This window comes from Photobacterium nomapromontoriensis (genome assembly GCF_050336815.1).
Classification (GTDB): Bacteria; Pseudomonadota; Gammaproteobacteria; order Enterobacterales; family Vibrionaceae; genus Photobacterium; species Photobacterium nomapromontoriensis.
In genome coordinates this window covers 1-26,676 of sequence record NZ_JAKJSL010000001.1, presented here as the reverse complement: position 1 = coordinate 26,676, position 26,676 = coordinate 1, and the positions used below count along the sequence as shown (strand labels likewise).

Below are 26,676 nucleotides of genomic sequence, written 5' to 3'. Positions count from 1 at the left end.
CTCCCATTATGCCCGCCCGCCATTATCATTTTTATAAAAAAAATTTTCGTATTTTTTTTCTCAAGACGTCACCTGTCTGACTCTGCACTAATCGCTATCATCTCGGCATACTTTACACATTGAGGCAATATCATGAGCATGCAAGAGACCCTTTCAGCAGAACGCATCCGTAATCAACTAAAAAGTAAAAATATCGGTATTTTCCTTAACTTTATCTTACCGGGTGCGGGTCACTTATATGCGGGTAAACTTCTCAAAGGTATCCTGCTTTTCATTACTTGTCTGATCTGTCTCTTTACATCGTTCTTAGTGGTTCCCGGCATTATTGCTTTCGTTCTGTGGCTTTGGGGCATGTTCTCTGTCAACAAAGACATTATCGCCTTTAACGATCAGCTACTGACGAGTCAGTTAACTGAACCCACTGCCGCGCAATAGCCAAGCCAAGCCAAGCCAATATTGAGATGGACTCAACAATGATCAGAAATCTTATACTGAAAGCAACACCTTTAGCCGCTCTGCTCTTAACCGGATGCGGCGTTGAAAAGCCACCGGTAAACATTGCAGAGAAAGCCATGACTGAGATGGTCTCTGCGTCTACTATGGGCATGGCAGAAGCCACCTTCAGTGATATCAGCCTGTCTGACTGCAAAAAAATGGATGTTGCCAGCGAGGCTGAATTAACGGTCAACTGCGAAATCTCAGCAGAGGTTTCCATGGTCGTACTCGGGATTGAATCCGACACCACTGAAAGCATTACCGAGCGTGCCACCTTCGAGAAAAAGCATGGCGCCTGGTACTTTGTCAGCTAACCACATTCCCACCGAGATGCCAGTTCTTCCCACTGGCATCTCTCAACCCTCACACCAACATAACCACTTGAATTATAGTGTTATAAACCTTAGCATACCGCCTTTCCGGCGAGTCGCCGCTTATCCATTTTCGATACAGCAGTACACTATGTCTAACGTTAGGGTTTCTCATACCACACACCTCGATACTGAGCATTTATTTCAAGGCTGGCAATCACGCGACAAATCGCAATCTGACGCTTTTTTCACAGCGGCTTACCGCGATATTTACACCATCGTAGAGAACCTTCGACGTCAGCAGGATCCCAGCAAAACGTTATTACGGCATGCCAGCACCACTGAACTCACTCACGAGGCTATCGTCAAACTCAACCGATGGCGCCATGATGAAACCCCCATCACCCAGCGCAAAGAATTCATCGACTATGTACGTTGCTCGGTATGGCATCTATTATTTGCCGATCAGGATCAGTACCAACAGCGACTCAGCCACAAAGAACGCTACTTTGCCCTGCAACAAGAAAATGAGCGAGAAAGCCTGCCTGACTACTTCCTCAATCATGATCTGCATAATGCGTTACTCTCACTACGTGACCGCTACCCCAATGAAGCGGAGGTGTTTGAGTACAAACATTTTTCGGACATCGGTAACAGTGCGATTGCCGAGATCCTCAATGTCAGTGAACGAACGGTCAATAACCGCCTGCTGTTTGCGACTAACTACCTAAGAAAAAAACTGGCCTAGTATGGACGCCTCCGATATTTACGCTGAATTGCTCACCCTTACCACACAAGAGCAGCAACAATGGCTGGAGCGAATTCGGAGGGAAGACCCTGTCTTAGCCGATGATCTGGCCGATATGCTCGATATGAGTACGACAGAACTAACTCAGCACGGGGGGCTTTTTTTCTCTCATAATCTGGAGACCGGGCCGTCACCGTATATTGGTAAGCAGGTGATGGGATTTACTCTCACCCGGTTACTGTCCGATAGCGGAGCGACAGGGCTTGTTTTTCAAGCCGAGCAGACAATTCAGTCCACCCAAAATGATGAGCAGTGCTCGCACTATGCTGCCGTGAAAATTTTACGTGATAGTGCGTTTTCTCAAGCAGAAAAAGACGCGCTGTTTTATCGTGAAACCAGTAACCTTATTGCACTCAACCATGCCAAGATCTGTCAGTTATACGGTGTCAGCAATATAGATGACACCCCCTGCATCGTAACCGAGTTCATCGATGGCAAACAGCTCGATGTCTGTATCAGTGAAGATAACCCGACGCGTATTCAGCGACTGAAGATATACCGCCAAATATTGCAAGGAATGGCCTATGCGCACAGCCGAGGCCTGTACCATGGCGACTTAAAACCGCAGAATATTTTGATCGATACTCAGGGTAACGTAAAGATCATCGATCTCGGCTTTGCTCGCCAGTTTAGCGCCGACAATGCGGATATATCTGCCCTTGAGCAACATTATATCTATGCCTTTTCCCGACACTGGAGCGCGCCTGAACAACAGTCTGGCGTATGGTACAAATCCCGCTCTGATGTCTTTTCTCTGGGCATATTACTATTCTATTTACTGCATCAGGCACTGCCCAATCGTGAAGGATTCTCGGTCGATCCAACCAATTATGCCGCAGTCAGCCAAGCAGCAGGCATGTGTGTGGAAAGTGCCGCCATCGTCGCCAAAGCAACACACCCGGATCCCCAACAACGCTATCGAGAAGCCGACGAGCTATTGGCAGACGTTGACCGCTGGTATAACGGCAAACCGGTGCTGGCTTATTCACGTACCTATTGGTATCGCGCTCGTAAAACCATCACTCGCCACCCTTTGATGTCAGGCATTTCTGCCGCACTATCATTGGCGTTAATTGTGGGCGGAGTAAACATGATTCGCCAACACCTGGCGCTGGTCGCAGAAAAAGCCACCAGCCAGGAGGTCATTGATCAGCTCTCTGATACTTTACTCTATTCACGCCCAGAATTGAGTCATACATTTACCAGTCCTTCGCTCGATGAAGTCTACCAACACGCGGCCAAGCGCTGGGACACACAGCAACATAACCTCACTCCAGCAGCCCGCTATCAAACCGCGTTACTGTATCTGCAAGGGTTGATGTCACTCTATCAGCTGGATGCAGCGAGTACGTTGCTGCAGCAACTTCGACAAGCTGTCCCTGCAGATCTGCTCAGCACGGCCCAACGAGACCAACTTGATATTATCGCGCTGCAAATCCTCCAGCAGCAGGATATGCGCAAAACAGTCTGCTATAGCAGTACCCTATCCGATCCTGAGCGAGCCACCACTTGTCCAAGTATTCCATTTGCCGAGCAGTTACTGGCACAGCATCATTTTACGGATACCAATGATCTCTCTGCATTGAAAGTTATTATTGCGGCATTGAATGTGTACGGATTGGATCCCGACCTCCTCCAATCAAACCGAATAGGCATGACCCACACGATCAGCCGCTTACTCTCTGCTAACAACGACAGATGGGATGAGCTTTCGCTTGATGACCAAATTGCGCTACATGCTTTTTTTACCCAGCCACAAGGGGTGAACGATAATTTTGCACTGCAGGATGCCGATAAAAAACACCTAAGCTTAATGCCACAGCAATGGCTGAGTCGCCCGCTGAGCGTGGCGAAGAAATATCAGATCCTAGAACAAGCCGAAATGGTTGCTTATAATTTAGGTCAAAATACGTTAGGGGAAGCGTACCAGCGAGAAAAGAAGGACATGCTCGGTAAAGAACTCACCATGAATCCGATGCGATTATCGTACGCTCCGCTTGAGCAGCTAAACCAGAAAGACTACCACGCAAATAAAGCCGCTCTCGCGGCGATGGAGCAAGCGATCATTGCTGGTTATCGCGATAACATGTCATATGCCTTTAATGCGATAAACTCACTGGCTAGTGCACACCTATTTATTGGTGATCTGGAGGGAGCCAAAGCTAGTCTATCTTTGCCATTATCACCGAAGTTACTTGCGGGTTCGGTACATATTAACATGTTCAGCACTTACCCATCAGAGATGATATTGTCCATTTGGTACCGTAACTGGACACGGTTCAACCGCAGCTATGAGAAATATCAAACCCTGATCGAGACCCAGCAACAATCCACTGGCGATCCACTCTATGATACCTATTTTCAACTTTTCAATACGCTACTAACCACGCCGCCAGAAGCTATCGACTATCCCGCGCTGACTAAACGCTTCTTAGCCCCTTACAGCGGCAATTATTCCGGTGAACTCTATCTGCTGTATGCCTTAGCAATTACCAACCATACCGACCAAGCCAAACAACACTTTGCCCAGCTTATTGAATCGCCGAGCGTTGATATGTTTCTATCAACCGCCTATGACCCAGCCCCTGCTTGGCATGATGCCATCATGCTCTATGCGCGATTACTGTCACACCACGGCTACCCAGAACGCGCTGAACAACTCCTCACTGCTCGACTCAACGCCTATCCCGGCAGTAACGACTTACACTCGACCCTGCTCCGATTAGCACTGGCCGAAACCTACCAGATTCAAGGCAAAAAGGCGAAATCCCTAGCATTATGGCAACAGATCGCCCCTTTGCAGGACAGCTTCCGTTTCCGCTCGGATTTACGCGCGATCAGTGATTCACTGATCAAGTTGGAAAAGAGTGAAAAAACACAGACCGATAAACCAATATAGAGATAAAGATAAAGCGATGCCATACCTTAACGTACGACATCGCTATAAATAGTTCGCCACTTTAATCAGGTTACTGTCTGGCTTGCCGATATTTCAGCTGAGCGTCATACAAAGACTGGGGATAAACCGGAAATCCATTTGATTCAATATGGGCTTGTGGCTGTTTTCTGTCAGGAAGTGACGAATATTTAGCCCAGCCTTTTTGGTTTGCATTCATCATATAATCAAACTGAGAGTTCACATTGAGCGGATTACCATGAAGTCCAATCAGATGTGGCATAATTAATTTTCCATACATCCCATTTGATGACATGAAATATAACTTATCATTGGCTTTTCCGGTATTTTCAGCATTCCAAACATAAAGCCCTTTCAGATGATTGGGTTGGTTTTTAACGGCGGCTCCCCAATGCCCTTGTACACAGCCCCCTTTAATATTGTCAAATAAGTTATCGGTACTTTGAGCGCCATGTAAATCCAGCCCCATCAACGGCGAATATGTCGTTCTCAAATTAACATTATGACTGGAATACTTCGACAATCCTGGTGCATGCCACGTATTGGCATTATCACTGACATCCTGAACAAGGTTATTGTTACCATATAATATCGACAGCGCAAGATGACCGGGGTTACCACTTAACACGATATCTTGTGCAGTGACATTAAAAGAATTGGCTATCTGTATAGCCTGATTAAAATCAGTCACTTCAATGTCACGGATCCAACTATCTGTTGCGCGAGTTAAACGTAAAATACTATAACCGCTGTCATGTAATGCATCGGCATGATGGATAAAGTACCCCGACCAACTGCCTGCAAAGGTAATTCCTTCAACACCAATCCCTGTCGCGGGAACAATTTTTGTCACCGTCCAATTATCGTCAGCATTGATTGTATGCCCCACAGGGGTGGTAAAAGTCAGCGAATTTCCCATAACTGACGCGATCTGATGTTTTTCAATTTTTATCAGATTTTTATCTAATTCACTCCAACGTGCTTTACCGGTTTTTTTATTGATCTCAAATTTATAAGGAGAAATCGCATCGTCAATACGCTCTCGATGAGTGATGACACCACGGATCTCTGCGTAATCACCGGCTTTAAAGGCCGATGCATCTTTCACCGTTAAACTAAAGCGACTATCGCCGATAATATTTTGTGTCACATCAGTTTTAACTGTCGTATCAAAATGATCCTTATCTTGCCCTATCTGAATTATATAAGGTGTACTCCACATCTTCTTCGGCGTTTCAGGAAGAAGATGCGTCTTCATTAGCAATCGTGTTTTATCAGCGCCAGCACCACGTAATATAATATTATCTCCGATAATAGAAATAATTTGCTGCTGACGAATATGCGTCAGATTATTAGGATCGATGGAGTTCATATCCGATTTATCGTTAATAATAAAATCACCTTCTGGCACATAGAAAATAATCCCTTGACGACTTTTTTGTCGATATGAGTTCACAGCATTTGCCATTGCCTGAAATGCTTTCTTGTCGCTTAATCCATCATTCGCCACCGCACCATAATCAGTGACATTAAAAATTTTATAATCGGCATAACGAGAATAGTCAGGAAGCGGAACATCACCACGCTGATAACCAGCATATGAAAAGTTTGGTGGAATAAAGCCATCTTGCGCAACATAGTTAGGATCAACAAGATCACTCCCCTGACTACGGCTCGCAACATAATTCTCCCAATACAGGGATGTATTTTCAGCTGAAGCGATTATCGGTAATGATAAGCAACCAACCGCCATTACAATACTTCTATATTTCATCATCAATCCTTAGAACCACTAAGGCGCATTTTCTCCAATGCGCCTCAGTGCGATGCGATTAAAATTTATTGCCAATTAACTTTTTCTACTTCAGCGCTAACTCAACCGCTGCCTGTGCATGGATGGCGGTAGTATCAAACAGTGGGACATTGGTATGGGATTGCTGGATCAGCAGCGCGATCTCGGTACAGCCTAAAATCACTGCCTCAGCGCCGGATTGGTGCAATTTATCAATAATTTTCGCGTACGTTGATCGAGATTCATCACGTATTTCACCCCGGCATAGCTCTTGATAAATAATGTTATGCACGCTTTCCCTGTCATCACTGTCCGGCACGATCACTTCGATACCAAACTTGTCAGTTAGGCGGCCTTTATAAAAATCTTGCTCCATGGTAAAGCGCGTACCCAGCAGCCCGACTTTTTTAATACCGTGATCAATGAGATTTTGCGCAGTCGCATCCGCAATATGCAAAATAGGAATCGCTACCTTTGCTTCAATTTGCGGGGCCACTTTATGCATCGTGTTGGTACAAATCAGAATAAAATCCGCGCCACCGTTCTCTACCGCTTGTGCCGCATCAGCCAGAATCGTCGCCGTTTCATCCCATTTCCCTTGATGCTGTAGAGTCTCGATTTCATCAAAATCCACACTATACAGACAGATTTTGGCAGAATGTAACCCGCCTAAACGCTGTTTAACGCCTTCATTCAGCGCCTGATAATAGCTTAATGTCGATTCCCAGCTCATCCCACCTAGCATCCCAATCGTCTTCATCTCTCGTCCCTAATTCCTTGATTTATCAACTTCATTCAAGCTACCTCAAGATATTCAGCAGCGCGAGAGATATTTAGGCTTCACGCACAGTTTTTATGTCTGCAATATGCATCACAGACACCACCCCGATAACATAATTGAAATATTTACATGATCATCATCACAACTCGCCACTAATAATATTAATTTTAACCATTTGTGTGATTTATTCTTAGCCAAGCAGGATGCTATTTGATCTTCGCTACAAGTAGAGGCGCATTGCCTATCAGTCACTTAGTGGAGGTCGACAGCCGATGAAACTAGGTAAAAGGAGTCAATGCCGAAGTGGTACAGGGTGTCAGCCTGGCTACTGGGGTCGTTCTTAATAAGAACAACACTGTCATCTCAGACCTTGTCTGGATGGAGCGCTACAACACATTTTCATCGGAGTGGGTATAGCTACCCGCCCCTTTGCACTGTTTTGTCTGTCCGTGTCTCAATGTCTCTCTATTTGTCACTGTTTTGATCTATTTTTAGGAGATGTCGACGCATGGCTGATTACGGAATATTATCCATCGTACCCGCTTTACTTGCCCTAGTCCTCGCCTTTACAACACGTCACGTTGTACTGGCTCTAGGTGTTGCCGTTATTAGCGGCATGCTAATTTTGACCAAAGGACACCCCGCCGATACCGTACTGATGTTCTTATCTGACGGGCCCTTTGCTCAGTTGGCGAAAACCAGTAATGCACAAATTATTATTGTGATCACCATTATCTCGGGGTTTATCTACTTAGTTGAGCAAAGTGGTGGCATGGCGGCCTTTTCTACTGTCGCCACCCGCTTTATCTCCTCACCATGCAAAGCCCAGCTGGCGACGTGGGCGGCGGGGATCGGGGTATTTTTCACTGACTCAGGGAACTCATTGATCCTTGGCCCCATGTTTTCACCTATCTATGAAAAACTGAAATTAAGTAAAGAGAAACTGGCCTTTATTATCGATTCAACCTCCTCTCCAGTGTGTGTGTTAATCCCGATAATCAGTTGGGGCGTGTACTCACAAGGGTTGATAGAAAACGCTTATGACAATATGGGCACCCCCGTTGATGGCTTTGCCACCTTTCTGCAGGTGATCCCTTACCAACTCTATGCATTACTGGCGCTACTGAGTGTGCCCGTTTACGCCATCATGAAAAAAGACTGGGGACCAATGGCAGACGCTGAAGAACAGGCCAGCCAGCAACCATCAATCACAGCCACGACGAACACAGTCACTAACGCCCCCTCAATGTCACTGATTTTAGTCCCATTAGGGGTATTATTTGCCACCATCGTGGTGTTGTTTAGCTACAACTATTATCTGCATGGCACCATTAACGGGCCGATTATCCGAACAACACTCGGCACCAGCTACCTTATCGCCTCACTCACGGCCATTGTGTATTACGCGTATACCAAAACCATGACGGCCAACACCTCGTTCAATACGTTTATTTCCGGCATGCAGCGGATCATGCTTATTTTGATCATCTTGCTACTGGCATGGACCTTAGGGGATATTTGTAAATCATTAGGTACCGGGGAATATATCAGTCAAGTGATGGATGATCGGCTCCCCGTGTTTCTACTACCCGCCTTAATTTTCATTATTGGTAGCTTTATTTCTGTCGCAACGGGATCGTCATGGGGCACCTTTGCCATCCTGATCCCCATTGCCGTGCCCGTTGCCAGCGCATTAGGCGCGGATCCTCTCATTTGCATCGGTGCGGCATTGAGTGGCGGAATGTTAGGTGATCACTCCTCCCCAATTTCCGATACCACCATTTTGAGTTCAATGTCCACCGGGTGTGATCACGTTGCCCATGTGCGTACGCAATTCCCTTACGCCATTCTGACCGGGATCACTGCCAGCCTTGGCTTTATGGTGGCAGAAATAACCCGTAGCCCGTACACCATTGTGGCTGCGGCAATTTTACAGCTTGTGCTTATCGCCGTGATGATCCGTCGCCAAGCGGTGTTGAGCCCAGCACCTGTTTTGTAGTTATAAGGAATTAACATGAACAAGAATATTTTTTGGCTTCGCGATGAGGTAAAAGTGGGTGAACACCGTACACCACTTACACCTAACGGCGCAAAAGCGCTGATTGAAGCGGGTGCGCAGGTCATTGTTGAGCGCAGCACCACTCGGGTATTTACCGATCAAAACTATGCTGATATTGGCTGTCAGTTAGTAGACGGACACAGTTGGCCTAATGCACCAGAGCAGGCTTTTATACTGGGACTCAAAGAGTTAGCCGAAGATAGCTTCCCGCTGAAGCACCGCCACATCTATTTCGCTCACGCCTTTAAAGGGCAAGATGAAGCTGAGCAAATTCTGCAACGCTTCCAGTCGGGTTGCGGGGCGATTTTGGATCTGGAATTCCTCCAGGATGATAATGGCAAACGTGTGTGTGCATTTGGCTATTGGGCGGGTTATGTCGGCGCGGCAATTGGTTTATCCGGGTTTATTCATCACCTGAGCACCAATATGCCATATCCTGGGGTGACGAGTTTCCCTGACCGCTCTCATTACCTCACTCACTTGCGGGCACAAACAGCCACACTGCAAGCACAGCCTAAGGTTCTGATCATCGGACAATTTGGCCGCTGTGGACGTGGTGCGATGGATTTATTCTCCGACTTGGGGATCCAAGCCGATGGGTGGGATGTAGCAGAAACACAAGCCGGTGGCCCGTTCACCGCCATCAATGACTATGACATTTTAGTCAACTGTGCGTATTTAGCAGAAAACACGCCACCATTTGTCACCAAAGAGAGCTTGGGAACATCGCCGCAGTTAAGCATGGTGAGTGATGTCAGTTGCGATCCAAATAACCCTGACAACCCAATTCGTATCTACAGCCAGTGTACCAAGCTGTCGCATCCGGTTATCGAATCAGACGTAGAGGGTATATGGGTACAGGCTGTTGACCACTTGCCAACCGTACTGCCAAAAGAGAGCAGCGAAGACTTTGCCGAGCAGCTATTGCCGCACTTGTTATTACTAGCTAAAGGCGAAACAGAGCAAGGCGTCTGGGCAAGAGCACATAACTTCTATTCCACAGCATTAAACAGCTATTTCTAAACATTGCGGAGTGTCTATATTTACGGCCATTAACGCCACACTGTTGTCAGCCTAATAACAATATAGGCTTAGTCTCACCTGATTACCACCGAGCCTCAGCCAATTTGAGTAAGCGCTCAGGCATCGGTGCTGTTTGAATACTTGAGTGAATCAGGTTATCTATCATTTCTTCCAAATCAAATCTGCGATTGAACTTAAAGCAGAATTCAGCGAGATATCTCGGTAAATGCTTGTTGTTTATCGCATGGTAAGTTCCGTGCATTGAGTTTTTCACATTACTTATCATCGTGTTAACCCACTTGAAGTACGGTAATTCAACACAATCAGCACCACCGCCAGTGATAATGGCCAGATGGAACTCGTTTGCATCTTCAATGCCTCTGAAGCAAGCTAAACCATCTGATATGACAAGCGATTTTGGCCGTAAATGTGTTTTCGCCCATTGTGTTAACTCATGTTTCTGGAAGCCTTTAACAACAGAAAAGCGCATATGAATGGGATGACCTTCGTCGTTTAAAGACACTGCTGCTACAAATGGACGCTTGCCTTTCGCTTCTCGACCACGAGAACCTCGACGAACACCGCCCCAATAAACGTCATCAATCTGAATAAATCCTGTGAGTTGAGATTCGTCGTCACGCTCTTTCATTGCTTGCATTAACTTATGCTTCAACCGCCAGGCAGCATTATAAGAAACACCCAAATTACGAGATAACTCCAACGCGGAGATCCCGTTTTTCTCTTGTGTGATTAGATAAATGGCTAAAAACCAAGTCGTTAAGGGAAGTTTAGAGTTGGCAAAGAGAGTTCCAGACGTTAGTGATGCTTGATGTCGGCAGCGATTGCACTGATACAAGTCACGTGATTTTAACTGGCAATACTTATCGTGATGGCAATTAGGGCACTTGAACGCAGTAGGCCATCGCATATCAAACAAGTGCTTTTGGCACTGTTCTTCAGTACCATACAGCTTGATAAAGCGATGAATAGAAATACTTTTCTGAAATTGAACCATATTCTTAGGCATGATCTAATCCTCAAGTTTTCTTTAACTCAAAGTATAGCTCAGCTGGCTGATTAATGATGGTAATCAGGTGGGCCGTTGATTGTTGTTCGAGTTGTCATGATGTGCTTGATGGGCGGGTAATGTTTGAATGGCTGCCAGGGGAGAAGGAGCAGTACATGCTGAATGCGCTGAATGCGCTGCATGTGACGTTGATGCTGAGGGTGAGGATCGGGGTTATTCAAGTAGAAAGCTGAAATTATGAATGAGAATTAATTGTAAAAAATACCCTATATTTTTTACGCGTCATTATGTTCGACATATGTTTTCTATTCATTAGTGACTTATTTGTTAATATTAGTTTCAGAAATTTGATTGTGATTAATGGAGTCACTTCACAAACATACATTTGATGTTAAAAATACAAGTTAGTACCATGATTTTATTTCAATGTTATAGTTATGAATACTAAAGTTAGTGATGATAAGCAGGCTTTTGACGCAGCGATAAGATCGCTAGAGGCTCAATTAGCAAATGCTGGGGCGCATATGGTAATAGACGTCCATGCCCGGCAGTTATATTCAGCTCAGATTAAGAAAAATGTCTAATGAGCTAAGTCGTCAGGTATTAAGTGAAAAATAACATGGAAGCAAGCAGCAGAAGAAGCCCAAGAAGCTAGAAATATCATAATGGGGTTAATTCGTTCAAAAAGTACACCTGTTGGTTTGGCTGAAGCACAAAAATTAAAACGGAAAGGTAGATCATTAAATGATTTAATAGAAAAGAAAACTAATGAACTATATGGTAAGCAAACAAATTTTAAAAAATTAAATGAATCTCAAAAAATAAAGTTTACGCTGAAATAGTAAAATCATCTGGAAAATAAGACTATGTGGTAAACCAAAAGATAAAAAACTATCAGCCGTTGGTCGAGGTTTGGTTGTTCTATCAATCGCATTGTCTGTTTACACTGTTGCAACGGCAGAAAATAAGCTAAATGCAGCTGGTAAAGAAGTGGTTATAAATGGTGCTGGAATTGGCGGTGGTATTGCAGGTGGAGCAATTGCTGGATTTGCATGCGGTCCTGGTGCGCCTGTTTGCGTTACGGTAGGTGCTTTTGTTGGGGGGCTGTTGCTGCATTTGGTGTGGCTATGGTTTGGTGAATAAAATGATAAAATTAGCTGAAGATAAAGTTGTAGTTGTTGCTGTTGATAATGACGATGATAGTATTCAAAGTGAAGTTTATATTTGTGGTAAAAAGGTAAAAGAAAAATTAGATGGTGTAATTCTTGAAGATTGTTATCAATATAATGATAGGTATCTATTGTTTTTAACTAATGATATTCCTCATGAAGATAGACTTAGTATGTATTATTTGGACCATGAACTAAATGTATTAGATATGGCTAGTATTGGTCATGCATACACAACAGGAGTATTCAGAAAGCAAGTTGTTGTCGCAGACAATATTATTACTTTCCATTTTTTTGGTAATACTAAATGGGTGTTAACTTTACTTACAGACAGCAAGAAAAGGATCCCATTTTTCTCTGATCCAAAAGGTGTTACTCGAAAATTTAGTTGGTCATGTTACTTCTTACTTGGTGGTAATCCAAACTCTGGGTATTAAGTTATGTTTGTTGGCCTACGAATATGTGTTTGATGCGTAAAGCATTAACTAAAAACCATTGTCGCTTTGAATCCCACCTCCTGCGTTACCATGTACTCAGCATCGTTAAGCGAGTAGATAAACTAACAAGACATATACCTTTGTACATTTTATCGGGTAAAGAGCAGTACGAGTGATGGCTTAAAGCCACGGGCCAATTGTCTAGGCGTTGAGAGCGATCTTTCAGTTTTGAGATGTCGAGAGCGAGTTCTTCTGCCGTGTCAGTCGTGGTGGTGTGTACACAACAGTCGATTGCTCTTCTGTAAAGTTGCCACTGGGGGGTTGCGTTCCAAAATATCATGAATGCGCTCAGAAATGCTGGTTAGCACATCTACGGCTTCATCGGAGGATGAGTACCTTCATGAGTCACCGATTTCGCTTCTTTTTATCTATCAGTTCAAAAGTGCTGTGTAATTCTTCGATCTCTCGATAACTAAGCAATGCTATAGTTAAAGCGTCATCGTTAGGTAGGGGGCTTATGTCTTTCATCCAGTCATTTGGTGCTGCAGAGACTGTTACCGGTTCCTGCCATTTTTTACAACTAAAAAACGGGCCTAACATTCTGGTCGACTGCGGTTATTTTTAAGGCGAAAATGAAGAGCAGACTTTTGAGCCATTTGATTTTGATCCCAAAGATGTCGACATTGTTTTACTTACCCACGCTCACTTAGATCATGTTGGTCGTGTTCCGAAACTGGTTAAAGAAGGATTTGACGGTAGAATTATCGCCTTGCGCGCGACAATGGACTTGGCTGAGGTCATTTTAATGGATAGCGCCAAAATTGCCGAAGAGGATTATGAAACGGCTTTGAAAAAGGCACGAAGAGCAGGGTACGAAAAACAGGTTCGTCCTCCTATCTATAATAGTGACGATGCGCAAGCGGTGTTTGATTTAATCATTCAATACGCCACATATAATAAAGCCATCCAGCTTGCGCCAGGTGTCAAAGTTACCTTTAGAAACGCGGGGCATATTCTTGGTTCTGCAACAATTCAACTAGAAGTAAGCAAAGAAGGGTATAAAAAATCGCTGGTATTCAGCGGAGATCTTGGCAGCCGTCGAGATCTTATTATGACACCGCCTACTTTCGTTAAAAAAGCCGATGTACTTTATATTGAGTCGACTTATGGAGATCGTGATCATCGTTCTTTAAAAGAGACCGTTGCCGAGTGTAAAGAAATTATTATCAATACCTTGAAAAACCAAGGTAATGTACTAATACCATCGTTTGCACTTGAGCGGACGCAGGAGATATTGTTATTGCTTAAGAAAATGTATTGCGATAAAGAGCTACCTGTCTGTAAAGTGTTTTTAGATTCGCCTATGGCGATACGTGCCACGCAGATCTATAATAATTACCACGCAGAATTAAATTCCGCTGCCAGAAATATATTATTGCGTGATGGTGCTATTTTTGAATTCCCTTATCTTAAATATGCACTTAAAGATAAATACTCCATGCTCATTAATAAAGAGAGAGATGGCTGTATTATTATTGCAGGAAGTGGTATGTGTACTGGTGGCCGTATTTTGCATCACTTTAAACATCGTTTATGGGATGAGCGTAACAGTGTTATTTTTGTTGGTTACCAGGTGCAAGACACGCTGGGACGGAAAATGATAGATGGGGATGAGTCCATTCAGCTTTATCATGAAAAAATTAATGTGAATGCCAAAATACACATGCTCAACGGATTTTCAGCACATGCGGATCAAAGCGATCTTTTAGCTTGGATGAGTGAGTTTGAACAGCTAGATAAAATTTATTTAATACACGGCGAACCTGGCAAACAGGCGATTTTTAAAGAAGTAATTAAAGAACAGCTACATAAATCTGCCCATATTGTTAAATATGGTGAAAAAATTTATGTCTAGCTAATACTTTAGGTAATCATCATACCAATCTTTTTACATCTGTTTGTAATTGATAAGGCATTGGGTGATGACTCAGAGCTTGGTGCCATGCCACACGTTGTAGTGAAGATGTTAGGCCATGAAGCCCGCGAAAAAAAGCCCTGCTAAACTGAGCAGGGCTTCGGCGTTTCATCCACTTTATAACACTTTCAATTTGTGAAATTGCATCATTATTACTACTCTGTATTTGCTAATAAAAACTGCCACTCCTTATGTTTATTCATATAATAAACGACATAGCTACACTGGGGAATAACGGTATATCCTTCTTGCTCAATCGTACTTAAAACCGCCTCTATCGCCACACTAGCATAGCCTTGACCACGCAAAGCTTCAGGCACAGAAGAGTGATCGATAATGAGGATATCGCCTGTTTTTTGATAGCTTACTTTTGCTTGAAATCCATCGACGAGAGTAACCAAATAGGTTTGGTTTTCTTTATCATGAACTACATTGTAATTAATTTTAATAACCATTGTCCTTCCCTGTTTCAAATGCGCTTTAATTTGGACACTAACTTAAAAATGGTAATTAGCTATAATAACAACTTGTTGGGTATTGTCTATTTCTACATCCTTTTCATCAAAATCTTGATGTATATAGCGATAAGTCAAGTCAGCACTCCAGCCACTGTTGATATGATAAGACGTACCAACTTGCAAACCTCTAACAAAATCGACAGATGTTTTATTAGCAATATCGTTATAGCCAACACCTAATAAAAACCCGCCATTGAGTGATACTTTATCTGTAATATCATAAAGATAGTCATATGATGCAAATAAGAGGCTTTGAGAAAACTTATCCTTATAACTGTATGTTGCCATAATTCTATGCTGAGAGTCTATGGTAATACCCGTGTTGAGCTGTACAAACGCATCCTCACCATTTAATGAGTTCACATCGTCTAACCTATCGTTTTGGTAGCCCACACCACCGCCGACAAAGTAATCTTTTTCAGCTATTGAAACTGTAGAATATAATCCACATATTATTATCAACGATTTAAATAAATAATGAGTTAACGTATTCAACTTAAACAACTTATAACATTTTTCAGCAGTCATTATATTCACCTACACCTAGCCAATCATCAGATTTATAAAATTTCTTTTTAGATGTACTTCCAAATTGTTTTTGAAACTAAACGCATCGACTTTTATATTCAATCCACCTCCTTATTTCGTGATTATCAAAAGCTTGAGATAGCTATTTCTACTAGCTGTAGGCATTGCGATCTTTGACGGATGTTTAAAACAAATAAAGCAATGGCTGACAACAACAATACATTTTTGAGATATCTAGATAATTAACAGATTAATTGTTTATGAATGTACTCAAAAACAGACCAAAGACCGAGACTCCAAAAGCTTAGACGAGCATTTTCATCTTTATTTTCTCAATTCCAAGAAAAGCAAATCAAGACTTCAGTAAAAAATTCACACACAAGAAAGATCTACATCAAGGTGTTGTAGCAACTGAGTTAATTTGACCGCATTACTGATTCTTCGTTTCTTCCGTGATTGTGATTTTTAACGTCAAATAGGGTGATTTAAAGATGCCATCGACAGAGGAACTAATAATAGCACAGCGTGCACCATGTACTCACTAGGTCGGTATTAGTTACCGTCTATTAATCGCTGCCTGATCGTTCCCCATTCTAATGTCGTAGCTAGCTTGCAGTCATGTGCAGGCTGAGTTCGTTTTATGACCATGTTATAGACAATTTCAGTAGGGATTATCCCGATAAACGATGCAAAACTTGCCTGATATGCAGTTAATGGATTAAAAATGATGGATTTAATGCATACTCATGATAACATGCTGACATTATTGATGATTTTCATTACTGAAAGGTTCTTTTAGGCTAGGTAATATCAATAAAGTTAAATATAGAATCTGATACAAGAGATTTTTGTTAGCAAGTTTATTAATTTTGATGATGCGATATTGATATGTTGTTAAATCATGGGAAGTTTAGCTATTTTTCTTTGTTGATAATGCTATTGTTAATTGGTGAGTTAATTGTTCAATTTTCTCATGATAAATTAATAAGCGAGAAACAAAATAATATATTAGATGCGGTTGAAGAAATAAAAAATGAAGTTTATGATGTTTCTCAAAGGGCCGTGTTAACTTCAGAAATATTAGCAAATTACATCACTGACTCTGGAAATTATAAAATTAGTGATGATGATTTTGATAAAGTTTCCGCTAATATTATAAGGAAATATCCGCAAATTGCCTCGTTAAGTATTGCTCCCGATGGGATAGTGAAAAAAATATATCCATTGATCGATAATGAAAAAGCAATTAATCACAATTTATTGGTTGATGAAAAACGACGGAATGGTGCTAAATATGCTTTAGAACAAGATCATATTATCATGATCGGTCCCGTAAAATTAATTCAAAACTGCAAAGATGCATTTATTGTTCGACGGGTAATATTCAATCCCGATTCAACCTTTTGGGGATTCGCTAATTCTATTTTTTATACTGATGAAATAAAATGTATTATTAGTAATATATTACGAAAGAAAGGGGTTTATAATTACACATTGCAAGGATTTAACCCTGATGTTAATACAGATCAAGCAATGGTCATATCTTCTGGGAATTTAAAGAGCAATTATCATGAATTCAATGTAAAAATATTCGACTATGATTGGTCATTAAAGGTATCTGTATCGCATAATATTTTTGTCACGCGATTTTTTGTTTATTCTATCATGCTAATATTCTATATGGCATATATTGCTTATGCACAAAAGCTAAATTTAAAACAGAAAGAAATTAGAGTATTAAATGAACTGCTATATGAGCAATCAATGACAGATAGTTTAACAATGTTACCGAATAGACGATGGTTTGATTGTTCGATAGATTCTTTAGTATATCATACAGGTATTTCACATTGTATTGCGATTTTAGATATTGATTATTTTAAAAGTATTAATGATAAATATGGACATCTCACTGGCGATGATGCACTCCGTCATTTTTGCTCTTTAGCTAGGCAAGAAATAAGAGAAAAAGATTTATTGATTCGATGGGGAGGTGAAGAATTTCTGTTATTAATGGTTAATACAAAAATTAATGAAGCTGTTGATATTTGTGAGCGAATAAGAAAAATTATTGAAGATAGTACTCTGAATTACTACGGTAATTATATAAATTTTACAGTGAGTATTGGAGTTACTGACTTTAATAATATAACTAAAATAGATGACGTTATTCGTGAGGCTGACATGGCTCTATATAAAGCGAAAAATTCAGGTAGAAATCAGTGCTTTGTCTATGAACCTATTTTATAGAAATGATGCTAAGTTATTGATTAATTAGTATAAAGGTACATTACTTACTTGGTGATGATACATGTTTCATTTTGCTGAATTTGATTTATATATGTCTATGCCTTAAGAATAATAACGGTTGATTCTGAATTGATATAAACGATTGCTCTATGTGGAATTTTAATGTTTAGATTTTTTATTTGACCAAAAATAACTGATTATTTAGTCTGATAATAATAAAGAAGTATTTAATACCTATTGTTAAATTATATGGATCATCAACAATGAAAGCTCGTATTGACCCGATCGCTATTGTCATTATCAGTTTATTGCTTGGATGGGGGTGGACAGAACTCACTTCTGAACCTGTGTGTGAGGAACAAGAGGTCCGTGATGGTGTGACTTATATCATTCCTGTTGAGTGCGATACCATTCCTTAATCGTTCTATAAGCAAAACTGAACCGCCGGAAGGCGGTTTTCTTTTAGGTTATGTGGTGTCGCGGATAACATGATGGCTGGATGTTAACTATCAAATTGTAAGAATCAACATCAAAATAACCCATTTAATTATTCATAATCAGTTTTAGTCTCTTTATATAGGGGTAAAATGCCGTAGCCAATAAGGGACAATTGAAGTAGGAGTTTTTGTGGGTAGACGCCAATCAAGCGCCGAGCGTTATGGTCAGATGTTTGCTGAATTTACTGATAGGAATTGGAAGTTTGGCGCTATAGTGACAGCTATATTTTTTATGGTAACGATTTGTTTGACAGTATGGATCGTGATCTATCTGCCGACACAGCAAGTTACAGCAGAACCTCTGGCGACTATCATGAATATATTACGACCATTTATGTTTATTTTTCCTCTTATCGTCGTAGGGCTTTCATTCATCGCGGGTTTCAGGACGTTGAAATCGTATAAAAATTCTCATTGACTTGAATGGAAATATTGAAGGCGAGAGTTATTAATTATTATCTAAATTAGTCACATTAAAAAATTAAGCCGCATTCAATAGGAATGCGGTTTTTTATCTTTAATCCATCATGTTATTTTCAATTCAAGTATCTAGGGTGTGTCCCTTAATTATTTGCACCATCGTTATAGGTCCAAAATTCGTGAAAGCAATCAAAATGGCGATGAACATAGTGGTTCTATCTTCAAGCCTTTTTGGGCAGATAGGCCGGATTTTGGCCATAACCCTTCGGACTGCGCTATTTTCTGCGCATGGCTGCCTTAAAAATTGCTCATTTGGCCCACCAAATCACACATTTTTTAAGTTGTCCTGCTTGAAAATAGCAGCAGCGATGGACGCAACATAATTGAGGGACACACCCTAGTTCAATCATTGTAATGATTTGTGCTAAGCCTATCTATTGATAGGCTTGAAGTCTAACAAATGAATTATTGATAGCTTAAAGCTATTGCTGAAATAGGAATGAACTGAATTGTCAGTTTGCTCGCATGGGACTATCTTATCTCCATCGAAGTAGCACGGTATCTTCTTTATAGAAAGAGGTCACACCAACAAATTTCCCATTAATAAACAATGCCTTAATTGATGTCACTGTTTATGGTTAGGTGTTTGCTGGAGTTGTGACTTGGTTAATCTGATTTTCTAACCAGATCGCTTACGCTTAGGAAATATTAAAATAATGGCCCGCAGGTAGGCAGTATTCATTGTTTTAATGTTTGCACTAAGAAGAAATTTGTTTTTAAACGGCTGCGATATTGATAATCAATAATGCTGCTTTAAATAAAATTTTAAAAATCCAGCATAATGGGTATGGAGCAAATATGTCTCAACAAAATAAAAACACTGGTGGTCAATGTCCTGTTGTACATGGCGCAATGACTTCATCTGAAGGCTCAAATGTTGCGTGGTGGCCAAATGCGCTTAACTTGGATATTTTGCATCAATATGATGTGAAAACGAACCCACTAGGTGCGGATTTTAACTATCATGAAGCACTTAAAACACTTGATGTTGAAGCACTTAAAAATGACGTTAAAGCGCTAATGACAGACAGCCAAGAATGGTGGCCTGCTGACTGGGGTCATTACGGTGGTTTGATGGTACGTATGGCTTGGCACTCTGCTGGTTCTTACCGTACTGGTGATGGTCGTGGTGGGGCAAGCACCGGTAACCAACGTTTTGCTCCGCTAAACTCATGGCCTGATAACGCCAACCTTGATAAGGCGCGTCGTCTACTTTGGCCTATCAAGCAAAAATACGGTAACAAAATCAGCTGGGCTGATCTTATCGTTCTTGCGGGTAACATGGCTTACGAATCAATGGGTCTTAAAACCTTTGGTTTTGGTTTTGGTCGTGAAGATATTTGGGCGCCAGAGAAAGATGTTTACTGGGGTTCAGAGCAAGAATGGCTAGCACCAAGTGGTGAGAAAAATAGCCGTTACGCTAAAGACTCAAAAGAGCGTGATCTAGAAAACCCACTTGCTGCAGTAATGATGGGTCTGATCTATGTAAACCCAGAAGGTGTTGATGGTAACCCTGATCCACTAAAAACAGCACAAGACATGCGCGATACTTTCTCTCGTATGGGTATGAATGATGAAGAAACCGTTGCGTTAACTGCTGGCGGTCACACAGTCGGTAAAGCACACGGTAACGGCAATGCGGCAAACTTAGGTAAAGAACCTGAAGCGGCAGATGTTGTCGAGCAGGGTCTTGGTTGGAATAACCACCACTCTCGCGGTATTGGTCGTGATACTGTCACTAGTGGCATTGAAGGTGCGTGGACAACTAACCCAACACAGTGGGATAACGGCTTTTTTGAAATGTTATTGTCGCATGATTGGCAGTTAACTAAGAGCCCAGCAGGTGCATGGCAATGGGAGCCTGTTGATATTAAAGAAGAGAACAAGCCAGTTGACGTTGAAGATGCAACTATTCGTCATAACCCAATGATGACTGACGCCGATATGGCGTTAAAAATGGACCCAGAGTACCGTAAGATCTCTGAGAAGTTCTATAACGATCCTGCGTTACTCTCTGATGCATTTGCTCGTGCTTGGTATAAATTGATCCACCGCGATATGGGTCCTAAGTCACGCTATTTTGGTCCGGATGTACCAGCCGAAGATTTGATCTGGCAAGATCCTATCCCTGCCGGCAATGCGAATTACTGCGTTGATGCGGTTAAAGCAAAAATTGTGGCTAGTGGCCTTAGTCAAAGCGAAATGGTTACAACGGCGTGGGACAGCGCACGTACTTTCCGCAACTCAGATAAGCGTGGTGGGGCAAACGGTGCTCGTATTCGCCTAGCGCCACAAAAAGACTGGCAAGGTAACGAGCCAGAAAAATTGGCTAAAGCCCTTGCTGTATATGAAAATATTGCCACAGAAACAGGCGCTAGCGTTGCTGATGTGATTGTTCTTGCGGGTAATGTTGGTCTTGAGCAAGCCATCAAAGCTGCAGGTTTTGATATTGCCGTACCGTTTGCTCCGGGTCGAGGTGATGCGACTGCAGAGCAGACAGATACTGAGTCATTTGAAGTACTAGAACCTGTCGCTGATGGCTTCCGTAACTGGCAGAAGCAGCATTACGCAGTAGCGCCAGAAGATATGATGCTAGACCATGCGCAATTACTTGGTCTGACAGCTCCAGAAATGACAGTGCTTATCGGTGGTATGCGTGTTTTAGGTACTAACTATGGTGACACAGCACATGGCGTATTTACCGATCATGTGGGTACATTAAGTAACGATTTCTTCGTGAATCTTACTGATATGAACTATAACTGGAAACCAACGGGCCGTAACTCGTACGACATCGTTGTTCGTTCAACAGGTGAAGTGAAGTGGACCGCAACTCGTGTTGACCTTGTCTTTGGTTCAAATTCAATCTTGCGTGCTTATGCAGAAGTGTATGCACAAGATGACAACAAAGAAAGATTCGTAAAAGACTTTGTTGGCGTATGGACAAAAGTGATGAACGCAGATCGTTTCGATCTAGTTTAATCATAGAGATACAAGCCCCGCAGCATGCTGTGGGGCTTAACGTCGCTTGAATAATTATCCACCACACTCCGCACAATCATAACTCCCGCGTTTTGTCCTCTACGGACGTTTATTCTAGGTTTGCTTTATCATGAGTGCACCAATCTCAATGAGTCTTTGATAATTTTCACCATTATCTGGCGCTATAGTTAACCAGATTGGTATGAGTTAAATCACCTCAAATCTTATGCATATCTCTTTACTGTGAGCATCTAAAAATCCCCAAAAATATCTTGTAGGAATTTTCCCATATACACGCTTCCATGTCTAAAAAACTGGACCAACATCACAAAATCAACAAGATCTACGTACGCATTGCAGATTTTTGTAGTTAAATACAGCGAACTCATAATGCTGGTTTGTTTAGACTTTGATTTTAAAGGAATTTTATGTTGATTGCCTTTTGTGGGTGTTTAGATTCCATATTTGGGTGATTTATGGGTAAAAGCGGACCGATACTGTTTTGGATCGTGGGCATTAGGCGTCATCCCGTGGCTGATCATGTGACCATTGATGGGTCATAAGGGCAAGTCCGTGGTTAAGCGCTTATCAATGAAAAGTAAAACGCTATGATATTGGCTTATAAGTTGCTGATTGAATTAATTATCGACTTTTCATTTGCCTCGTTATCGGATCCGTCACACTGAACTGTGGGGCATGCGTGTTTAATTAAGGAAAATTATAATTTCGTCCATTATACGCCTCCCTTATTAACAAATTAATTTGTCTGAAAAGACTGAAATAATAGTAGAACTAAACTTTGACTAAATTAAATAAAATAACAATTGCACTGGCTGGTGTGATGTTTAGCGGTTATTTGCATGCCGCAGAAGTACATGCGTCTAATGTTGTTACCTTTGTGCCTGGTGAAACGAAAGTTCAGAATGGCGAGATGGTTATTTATAATGGTGAATGTTTTGTTGCCCAAAATAACCCAGGTGTATGGGAAACACCAAATGCAAGCTCATGGTTCTGGACGACGGCTGAATGTTCAGGCGAACCGGGTCCGGAGCCAGAACCAGATCCGAATCCGAATCCTGGTCCAAACCCAAACCCTGATCTAGGCGACATCATTCCATTTATTCCGGGTCAAACTCAGGTAAGCAATGGCGATGTCGTGTCTTATAACGATCAGTGTTTCATCGCGAAGAACAATCCAGGTGTTTGGGAAACCCCAAGTGCAAGTTCTTGGTTCTGGGGTCTGACTGAATGTTCAGACGAACCGGGTCCAGGTCCAAACCCAGATCCAGAGCCAACTGAGCTGTCTGTACTGTCTCCAGTGGCCGGTCAGGTGGTTAACGCTAACGACGTGGTTGCAATCAAAGCAAGCGTTGACGGTGAATTGGCAGCAAAAGTAGAATTCTGGGCAAACAACCAGAAACTGGCTGTAAAACCAGTGAGCCAGAGCCAAACCGTATACACGCAAAACTGGACGCCAGTAGAAGCGGGTAGCGCGATAATCAACGTGATTGTCCTGGATGAGAACAACCAGCAGCTGGAGCAGCAATCTGTTTCTGTGACCGTAAAAGAAGAAGTGACGGAAGACTTCACTGCACCAGTCGTGAAATTCATCACCCCTGCTAACGGCACAACGATCAACGAAACAGAAAGTGTATCTATTTCTGTTAACGCAACTGACGTTGATAACGACCTGAAGAGAGTCGTAGTTAATGCTGACAATAAGCAAATCTGTACGTTTGATGCGACGAACACTGACACCTTCGCGTGTGATTGGCAGCCAACGAAAACCGGTAACGTTATACTGAATGCTATCGCGACCGATGCGCAGAATCTAACGTCATCAGCACGTGTACAAATCACCGTTAAAGAAGATGTGGTTGTACCGCCAGTTGAGCCACCAGTCACACCACCTGGTGCATTGTGTGAAGAGTTTAATGTTTACCCAGACTGGACGCGTGGCGATCACGCGACTGGAGGTGACATCATGGTTCACAACAATATTGCCTACTCTGCGATCTACTGGACAAACTCAGTGCCGGGTAGCGATGCATCATGGGCGCTTCACCTGAACTGTGATGGCTCTGAACCAGGTACTGCACCAGTGCTATCTCTGCAAAACCCGATGGATCCAATCCGTCTGGAAGTGGCAGGTTGGCCAAATACATTTGTGGTAGCGAGCCCATCAACAACGGCACCAGCAACGCTAACTATCAATGCAATTAACAGCGATGCACTGGCAAATACAGAACAGCTAACGCGTGCATTTATGTCTGTCATCCAGCAGGCTGAGCAAGCAGGTACGGCATCTATCATCATTAACAGTGATGTGCTTGACCTAGCAACGAAAGATAAAGGTGCAGCACTGGGTGCTGTAGCAGTGAAAGAAGCGCTAGCAAGCGCGGTTGAGAGCACGGGTAGCAAGATTGACCTAGATGCTATCAACGCACTGAGCAATGATGTGAAAGGCTGGGCACTTGCGCATAACCTGATCATCACGACGCTAGCACCAGATGCAACATTCGGTTGGTCGCTAAGCATCGGTGAGTTTGCTTTCGATACGCATTCAGGCCGTCAGTCTGTATGGGACGAAGCGTCAGTATTTACAGCAGATCTACTGGATAACTTTGAGTTGTACAAAGCGGATGCTGCGAACAAAGCGGACTTCGTTGCCTTTACTAAGTCAGGCGTAACAGACGCACTGAATAGTGAGCAGTGGCATAACGCGCTAGAGTACGTCAAGCAAGTAACTGACTACGTAAAGTCACCAGCCATGCTGGCAAACATGCCAACAGCGCAAACCTCTGGTTACTTCATGGGGGATGCGGCTGGTAAGCCACAGCTACGTAAAGCAGCGTACAGTAACGTATTCGCGATTATGTTCGATACGGATTCTTCGGAACTAACGAACAAGATCGACCGTTACCAAGACGCGAAAGTACCACTGTACTATGTAGGTGAAGAGCTAGAGAAAGGTTCTCTAACCAGCATTGAAGCGCTGAACCAACAGTTGGCGAATGCTGAAAACGCGATGGATAACGAAGCGTTTCTATATGAAACACCTGAATCACAGTGGGTTCCGTCTACCGTGTACAAGTGGAATGACTTTCTGGATGGCTTGAATGCAATGCACAACATCGGTGTTGCAGGCAACAAGTTCTGGCTGATGAACGAAGGCGTGGATGATGAAACAAACATCAAATACGCAAAAGTCGCGATTGCGGCGTTCTTAGCACAGAGTATGCAGGAAACCATCCGTTACAACGCGTGTGATGAGAACAACTGGTCTGAAGTGAAATACGGCGCGCCAGCGGATTACCCGATGACGGCAAGCTGTGGTCAGTTAGGCCAGAAGTACGCAGACTACGGTGTGAACCCAGTGTCTGGTTTGGACTACGCTTACTCTTGTCCTCGTGATAACAAGATGGAAGTCAGTGCTCTGACTCACGCGAAGTGGTACGGCGCACCAGCTCCAGTATTCGCAGCACCCAATGCGGTACTGGAAGAGCGTGGCCTGCTAGTGAACGGTGCAGTAGGTCGCTGGACTAACAATGGCCACTGTAATGGTGGTCCAAACGAAACAGTGGATAGCTCTAAACAAGTTTGGGAACGCGAAGACTGTAAAGTTTATGAAGGCCAAAAAGCGGGCAGCTTTATTTGGGACGGCAGCAGCCAGGAAAGTGTTGAAGGTTGTGGTTGGTGGGGCCGTGGTGTCATTCAGACTACTGGACGTCAGAACTTCGGTACGTTGAACCACTACCTAGGTCGTTCACACGTTGACCCAGAGACAATTGGTAAGACAATTGACGGCGTAACCGTTGAAGCGCCACCAGCTAACCCGCTGTACGCTGAACTTGATTTCTGTTCAAACCCAGGTTTGATCTGTAGCTCTGAAGAGAACAAAGAAATTAAGTGGATTGCTGGTCTGTTCTACTGGGTAACCTCAGTACAGGCTTACAATGATGAAGGTGGTCAGTACGCTGATTGGAACTATTACAACGAGATTAAGAAGTACGTTGATAGCGGCCTGAAAGGTTCTCAGTTCATTGATGACGTGTCTGGTATCGTTAACCGTGGCTGTCCTGACTTAACATGTTCAACTGGCGATGTTCACAACGTGAAAGAACGCCGCGAGAACTTTAAGCTGGTCTTACAAAAACTGGGTCTTGATCCACAATAAGGATGAAAGACTAGCCATCCCGCCACTTAGTGGATGTTGGCAGAAATAACAGAAGAACCCTGCTTGTAAAGTAGGGTTCTTTTTTTATCCGCGACAGCGTTATAGGGGATGAATGGAAAAGAGATACAGTACCTGATCAAAGATTATGGGACTACCTGATTACCATCATTAATCAGCCAGCTGAGCTATACTTTGAGTTAAAGAAAACTTGAGGATTAGATCATGCCTAAGAATATGGTTCAATTTCAGAAAAGTATTTCTATTCATCGCTTTATCAAGCTGTATGGTACTGAAGAACAGTGCCAAAAGCACTTGTTTGATATGCGATGGCCTACTGCGTTCAAGTGCCCTAATTGCCATCACGATAAGTATTGCCAGTTAAAATCACGTGACTTGTATCAGTGCAATCGCTGCCGACATCAAGCATCACTAACGTCTGGAACTCTCTTT

Annotated in this window: 21 protein-coding genes, 1 pseudogene and 1 riboswitch; of the genes and pseudogenes, 17 read left to right on the top strand and 5 right to left on the bottom strand. The window is 42.7% G+C overall.

The window, feature by feature from the left end; all coding sequences use genetic code 11:
* Positions 1-132: 132 nt before the first annotated feature.
* From L4D12_RS00110 to L4D12_RS00095, 4 genes are all read left to right on the top strand, one after another.
* A complete protein-coding gene (locus L4D12_RS00110; RefSeq protein ID WP_428445796.1) occupies positions 133-435 on the top strand; it encodes a DUF6677 family protein in 303 nt (100 codons plus the stop codon).
* A gap of 38 nt (positions 436-473) precedes the next feature.
* Positions 474-809: a hypothetical protein gene (locus tag L4D12_RS00105; protein WP_428445795.1), complete on the top strand. Its 336-nt coding sequence runs from the start codon at positions 474-476 to the stop codon at positions 807-809.
* A gap of 148 nt (positions 810-957) precedes the next feature.
* Positions 958-1,554, top strand: a complete 597-nt coding sequence (locus tag L4D12_RS00100) for an ECF-type sigma factor (RefSeq protein WP_428445794.1) — start codon at positions 958-960, stop codon at positions 1,552-1,554.
* 1 nt (position 1,555) lies between these two features.
* Positions 1,556-4,513 carry a serine/threonine protein kinase gene (locus L4D12_RS00095; protein WP_428445793.1) on the top strand — a complete coding sequence of 986 codons (2,958 nt, stop codon included), beginning with the start codon at positions 1,556-1,558 and terminating at the stop codon, positions 4,511-4,513.
* 70 nt (positions 4,514-4,583) lie between these two features.
* On the opposite strand, the gene L4D12_RS00090 is transcribed toward L4D12_RS00095, so the two are convergent.
* Together L4D12_RS00090 and L4D12_RS00085 are read right to left on the bottom strand one after the other, a co-directional pair.
* A complete protein-coding gene (locus L4D12_RS00090) occupies positions 4,584-6,308 on the bottom strand; it encodes a DUF4955 domain-containing protein (protein ID WP_428445792.1) in 1,725 nt (574 codons plus the stop codon).
* 82 nt (positions 6,309-6,390) lie between these two features.
* Positions 6,391-7,083, bottom strand: coding sequence for an aspartate/glutamate racemase family protein (locus tag L4D12_RS00085; protein ID WP_428445791.1), 693 nt, complete (start codon positions 7,081-7,083; stop codon positions 6,391-6,393).
* Between the two features lie 240 nt (positions 7,084-7,323).
* Positions 7,324-7,501: riboswitch (Lysine riboswitch) on the top strand.
* 111 nt (positions 7,502-7,612) lie between these two features.
* Here L4D12_RS00085 and L4D12_RS00080 point away from each other — a divergent pair.
* On the top strand, positions 7,613-9,103 hold the full coding sequence (locus L4D12_RS00080) for a Na+/H+ antiporter NhaC family protein (RefSeq protein WP_428445790.1): 1,491 nt from the start codon (positions 7,613-7,615) through the stop codon (positions 9,101-9,103).
* A 15-nt stretch (positions 9,104-9,118) separates the two neighbouring features.
* Positions 9,119-10,186, top strand: a complete 1,068-nt coding sequence (locus L4D12_RS00075) for a saccharopine dehydrogenase (protein WP_428445789.1) — start codon at positions 9,119-9,121, stop codon at positions 10,184-10,186.
* An 82-nt stretch (positions 10,187-10,268) separates the two neighbouring features.
* Here the strand turns inward: L4D12_RS00075 and L4D12_RS00070 are convergent, their stop codons facing one another.
* A complete protein-coding gene (locus L4D12_RS00070; RefSeq protein ID WP_428445788.1) occupies positions 10,269-11,213 on the bottom strand; it encodes an IS1595 family transposase in 945 nt (314 codons plus the stop codon).
* A 53-nt stretch (positions 11,214-11,266) separates the two neighbouring features.
* Between L4D12_RS00070 and L4D12_RS00065 the strand changes: the two genes are divergently transcribed.
* From L4D12_RS00065 to L4D12_RS00040, 6 genes and pseudogenes are all read left to right on the top strand, one after another.
* Complete coding sequence (locus L4D12_RS00065; RefSeq protein ID WP_428445787.1) at positions 11,267-11,446, top strand: hypothetical protein; 180 nt, start codon at positions 11,267-11,269, stop codon at positions 11,444-11,446.
* A 432-nt stretch (positions 11,447-11,878) separates the two neighbouring features.
* Positions 11,879-12,055 (top strand): hypothetical protein, encoded by a 177-nt coding sequence (locus L4D12_RS00060; protein ID WP_428445786.1) that lies wholly within the window; start codon positions 11,879-11,881, stop codon positions 12,053-12,055.
* 70 nt (positions 12,056-12,125) lie between these two features.
* Positions 12,126-12,356 (top strand): hypothetical protein, encoded by a 231-nt coding sequence (locus tag L4D12_RS00055; protein WP_428445785.1) that lies wholly within the window; start codon positions 12,126-12,128, stop codon positions 12,354-12,356.
* Between the two features lies 1 nt (position 12,357).
* Entirely contained in the window at positions 12,358-12,819 is a 462-nt protein-coding gene (locus L4D12_RS00050; protein WP_428445784.1) for a hypothetical protein, read from the top strand.
* Between the two features lie 667 nt (positions 12,820-13,486).
* A pseudogene (locus L4D12_RS00045) lies at positions 13,487-13,576 on the top strand (MBL fold metallo-hydrolase); the annotation flags it as partial.
* A 48-nt stretch (positions 13,577-13,624) separates the two neighbouring features.
* A complete protein-coding gene (locus tag L4D12_RS00040) occupies positions 13,625-14,734 on the top strand; it encodes an MBL fold metallo-hydrolase RNA specificity domain-containing protein (RefSeq protein WP_428445783.1) in 1,110 nt (369 codons plus the stop codon).
* A 215-nt stretch (positions 14,735-14,949) separates the two neighbouring features.
* Here L4D12_RS00040 and L4D12_RS00035 read toward each other — a convergent pair whose 3' ends face one another.
* Both L4D12_RS00035 and L4D12_RS00030 read right to left on the bottom strand, forming a co-directional pair.
* Positions 14,950-15,249, bottom strand: a complete 300-nt coding sequence (locus tag L4D12_RS00035; protein WP_428445782.1) for a GNAT family N-acetyltransferase — start codon at positions 15,247-15,249, stop codon at positions 14,950-14,952.
* Positions 15,250-15,291: 42 nt separating this feature from the next.
* Positions 15,292-15,840 (bottom strand): porin family protein, encoded by a 549-nt coding sequence (locus L4D12_RS00030; protein ID WP_428445781.1) that lies wholly within the window; start codon positions 15,838-15,840, stop codon positions 15,292-15,294.
* An 888-nt stretch (positions 15,841-16,728) separates the two neighbouring features.
* Between L4D12_RS00030 and L4D12_RS00025 the strand changes: the two genes are divergently transcribed.
* The 5 genes from L4D12_RS00025 to L4D12_RS00005 form a co-directional block, all read left to right on the top strand.
* The gene (locus L4D12_RS00025) at positions 16,729-18,090 is read left to right on the top strand and encodes a sensor domain-containing diguanylate cyclase (RefSeq protein ID WP_428445780.1); all 1,362 of its coding nucleotides are present in this window, start codon (positions 16,729-16,731) and stop codon (positions 18,088-18,090) included.
* A gap of 263 nt (positions 18,091-18,353) precedes the next feature.
* Positions 18,354-18,509 (top strand): hypothetical protein, encoded by a 156-nt coding sequence (locus L4D12_RS00020; RefSeq protein WP_428445779.1) that lies wholly within the window; start codon positions 18,354-18,356, stop codon positions 18,507-18,509.
* 1,356 nt (positions 18,510-19,865) lie between these two features.
* Positions 19,866-22,049, top strand: coding sequence for a catalase/peroxidase HPI (gene katG, locus L4D12_RS00015; RefSeq protein ID WP_428445778.1), 2,184 nt, complete (start codon positions 19,866-19,868; stop codon positions 22,047-22,049).
* A gap of 799 nt (positions 22,050-22,848) precedes the next feature.
* Entirely contained in the window at positions 22,849-26,226 is a 3,378-nt protein-coding gene (locus L4D12_RS00010) for a cellulose-binding domain-containing protein (protein ID WP_428445777.1), read from the top strand.
* A 222-nt stretch (positions 26,227-26,448) separates the two neighbouring features.
* On the top strand, positions 26,449-26,676 hold a 228-nt coding region (locus tag L4D12_RS00005; protein ID WP_428445776.1), incomplete at its 3' end, for a transposase.

Bases quoted from the DNA above. Each gene is read 5' to 3' on its own strand.
- L4D12_RS00025 (WP_428445780.1), top strand. From the start codon at position 16,729: ATGTTGTTAAATCATGGGAAGTTTAGCTATTTTTCTTTGTTGATAATG.
- L4D12_RS00100 (WP_428445794.1), top strand. From the start codon at position 958: ATGTCTAACGTTAGGGTTTCTCATACCACACACCTCGATACTGAGCAT.
- L4D12_RS00070 (WP_428445788.1), bottom strand. From the start codon at position 11,213: ATGCCTAAGAATATGGTTCAATTTCAGAAAAGTATTTCTATTCATCGC.
- L4D12_RS00060 (WP_428445786.1), top strand. From the start codon at position 11,879: ATGGGGTTAATTCGTTCAAAAAGTACACCTGTTGGTTTGGCTGAAGCA.
- L4D12_RS00020 (WP_428445779.1), top strand. From the start codon at position 18,354: ATGAAAGCTCGTATTGACCCGATCGCTATTGTCATTATCAGTTTATTG.
- L4D12_RS00080 (WP_428445790.1), top strand. From the start codon at position 7,613: ATGGCTGATTACGGAATATTATCCATCGTACCCGCTTTACTTGCCCTA.
- L4D12_RS00050 (WP_428445784.1), top strand. From the start codon at position 12,358: ATGATAAAATTAGCTGAAGATAAAGTTGTAGTTGTTGCTGTTGATAAT.
- L4D12_RS00035 (WP_428445782.1), bottom strand. From the start codon at position 15,249: ATGGTTATTAAAATTAATTACAATGTAGTTCATGATAAAGAAAACCAA.
- L4D12_RS00075 (WP_428445789.1), top strand. From the start codon at position 9,119: ATGAACAAGAATATTTTTTGGCTTCGCGATGAGGTAAAAGTGGGTGAA.
- L4D12_RS00085 (WP_428445791.1), bottom strand. From the start codon at position 7,083: ATGAAGACGATTGGGATGCTAGGTGGGATGAGCTGGGAATCGACATTA.
- L4D12_RS00030 (WP_428445781.1), bottom strand. From the start codon at position 15,840: ATGACTGCTGAAAAATGTTATAAGTTGTTTAAGTTGAATACGTTAACT.
- L4D12_RS00095 (WP_428445793.1), top strand. From the start codon at position 1,556: ATGGACGCCTCCGATATTTACGCTGAATTGCTCACCCTTACCACACAA.
- katG (WP_428445778.1), top strand. From the start codon at position 19,866: ATGTCTCAACAAAATAAAAACACTGGTGGTCAATGTCCTGTTGTACAT.
- L4D12_RS00065 (WP_428445787.1), top strand. From the start codon at position 11,267: ATGATGGTAATCAGGTGGGCCGTTGATTGTTGTTCGAGTTGTCATGAT.
- L4D12_RS00110 (WP_428445796.1), top strand. From the start codon at position 133: ATGAGCATGCAAGAGACCCTTTCAGCAGAACGCATCCGTAATCAACTA.
- L4D12_RS00090 (WP_428445792.1), bottom strand. From the start codon at position 6,308: ATGATGAAATATAGAAGTATTGTAATGGCGGTTGGTTGCTTATCATTA.
- L4D12_RS00040 (WP_428445783.1), top strand. From the start codon at position 13,625: ATGGATAGCGCCAAAATTGCCGAAGAGGATTATGAAACGGCTTTGAAA.
- L4D12_RS00105 (WP_428445795.1), top strand. From the start codon at position 474: ATGATCAGAAATCTTATACTGAAAGCAACACCTTTAGCCGCTCTGCTC.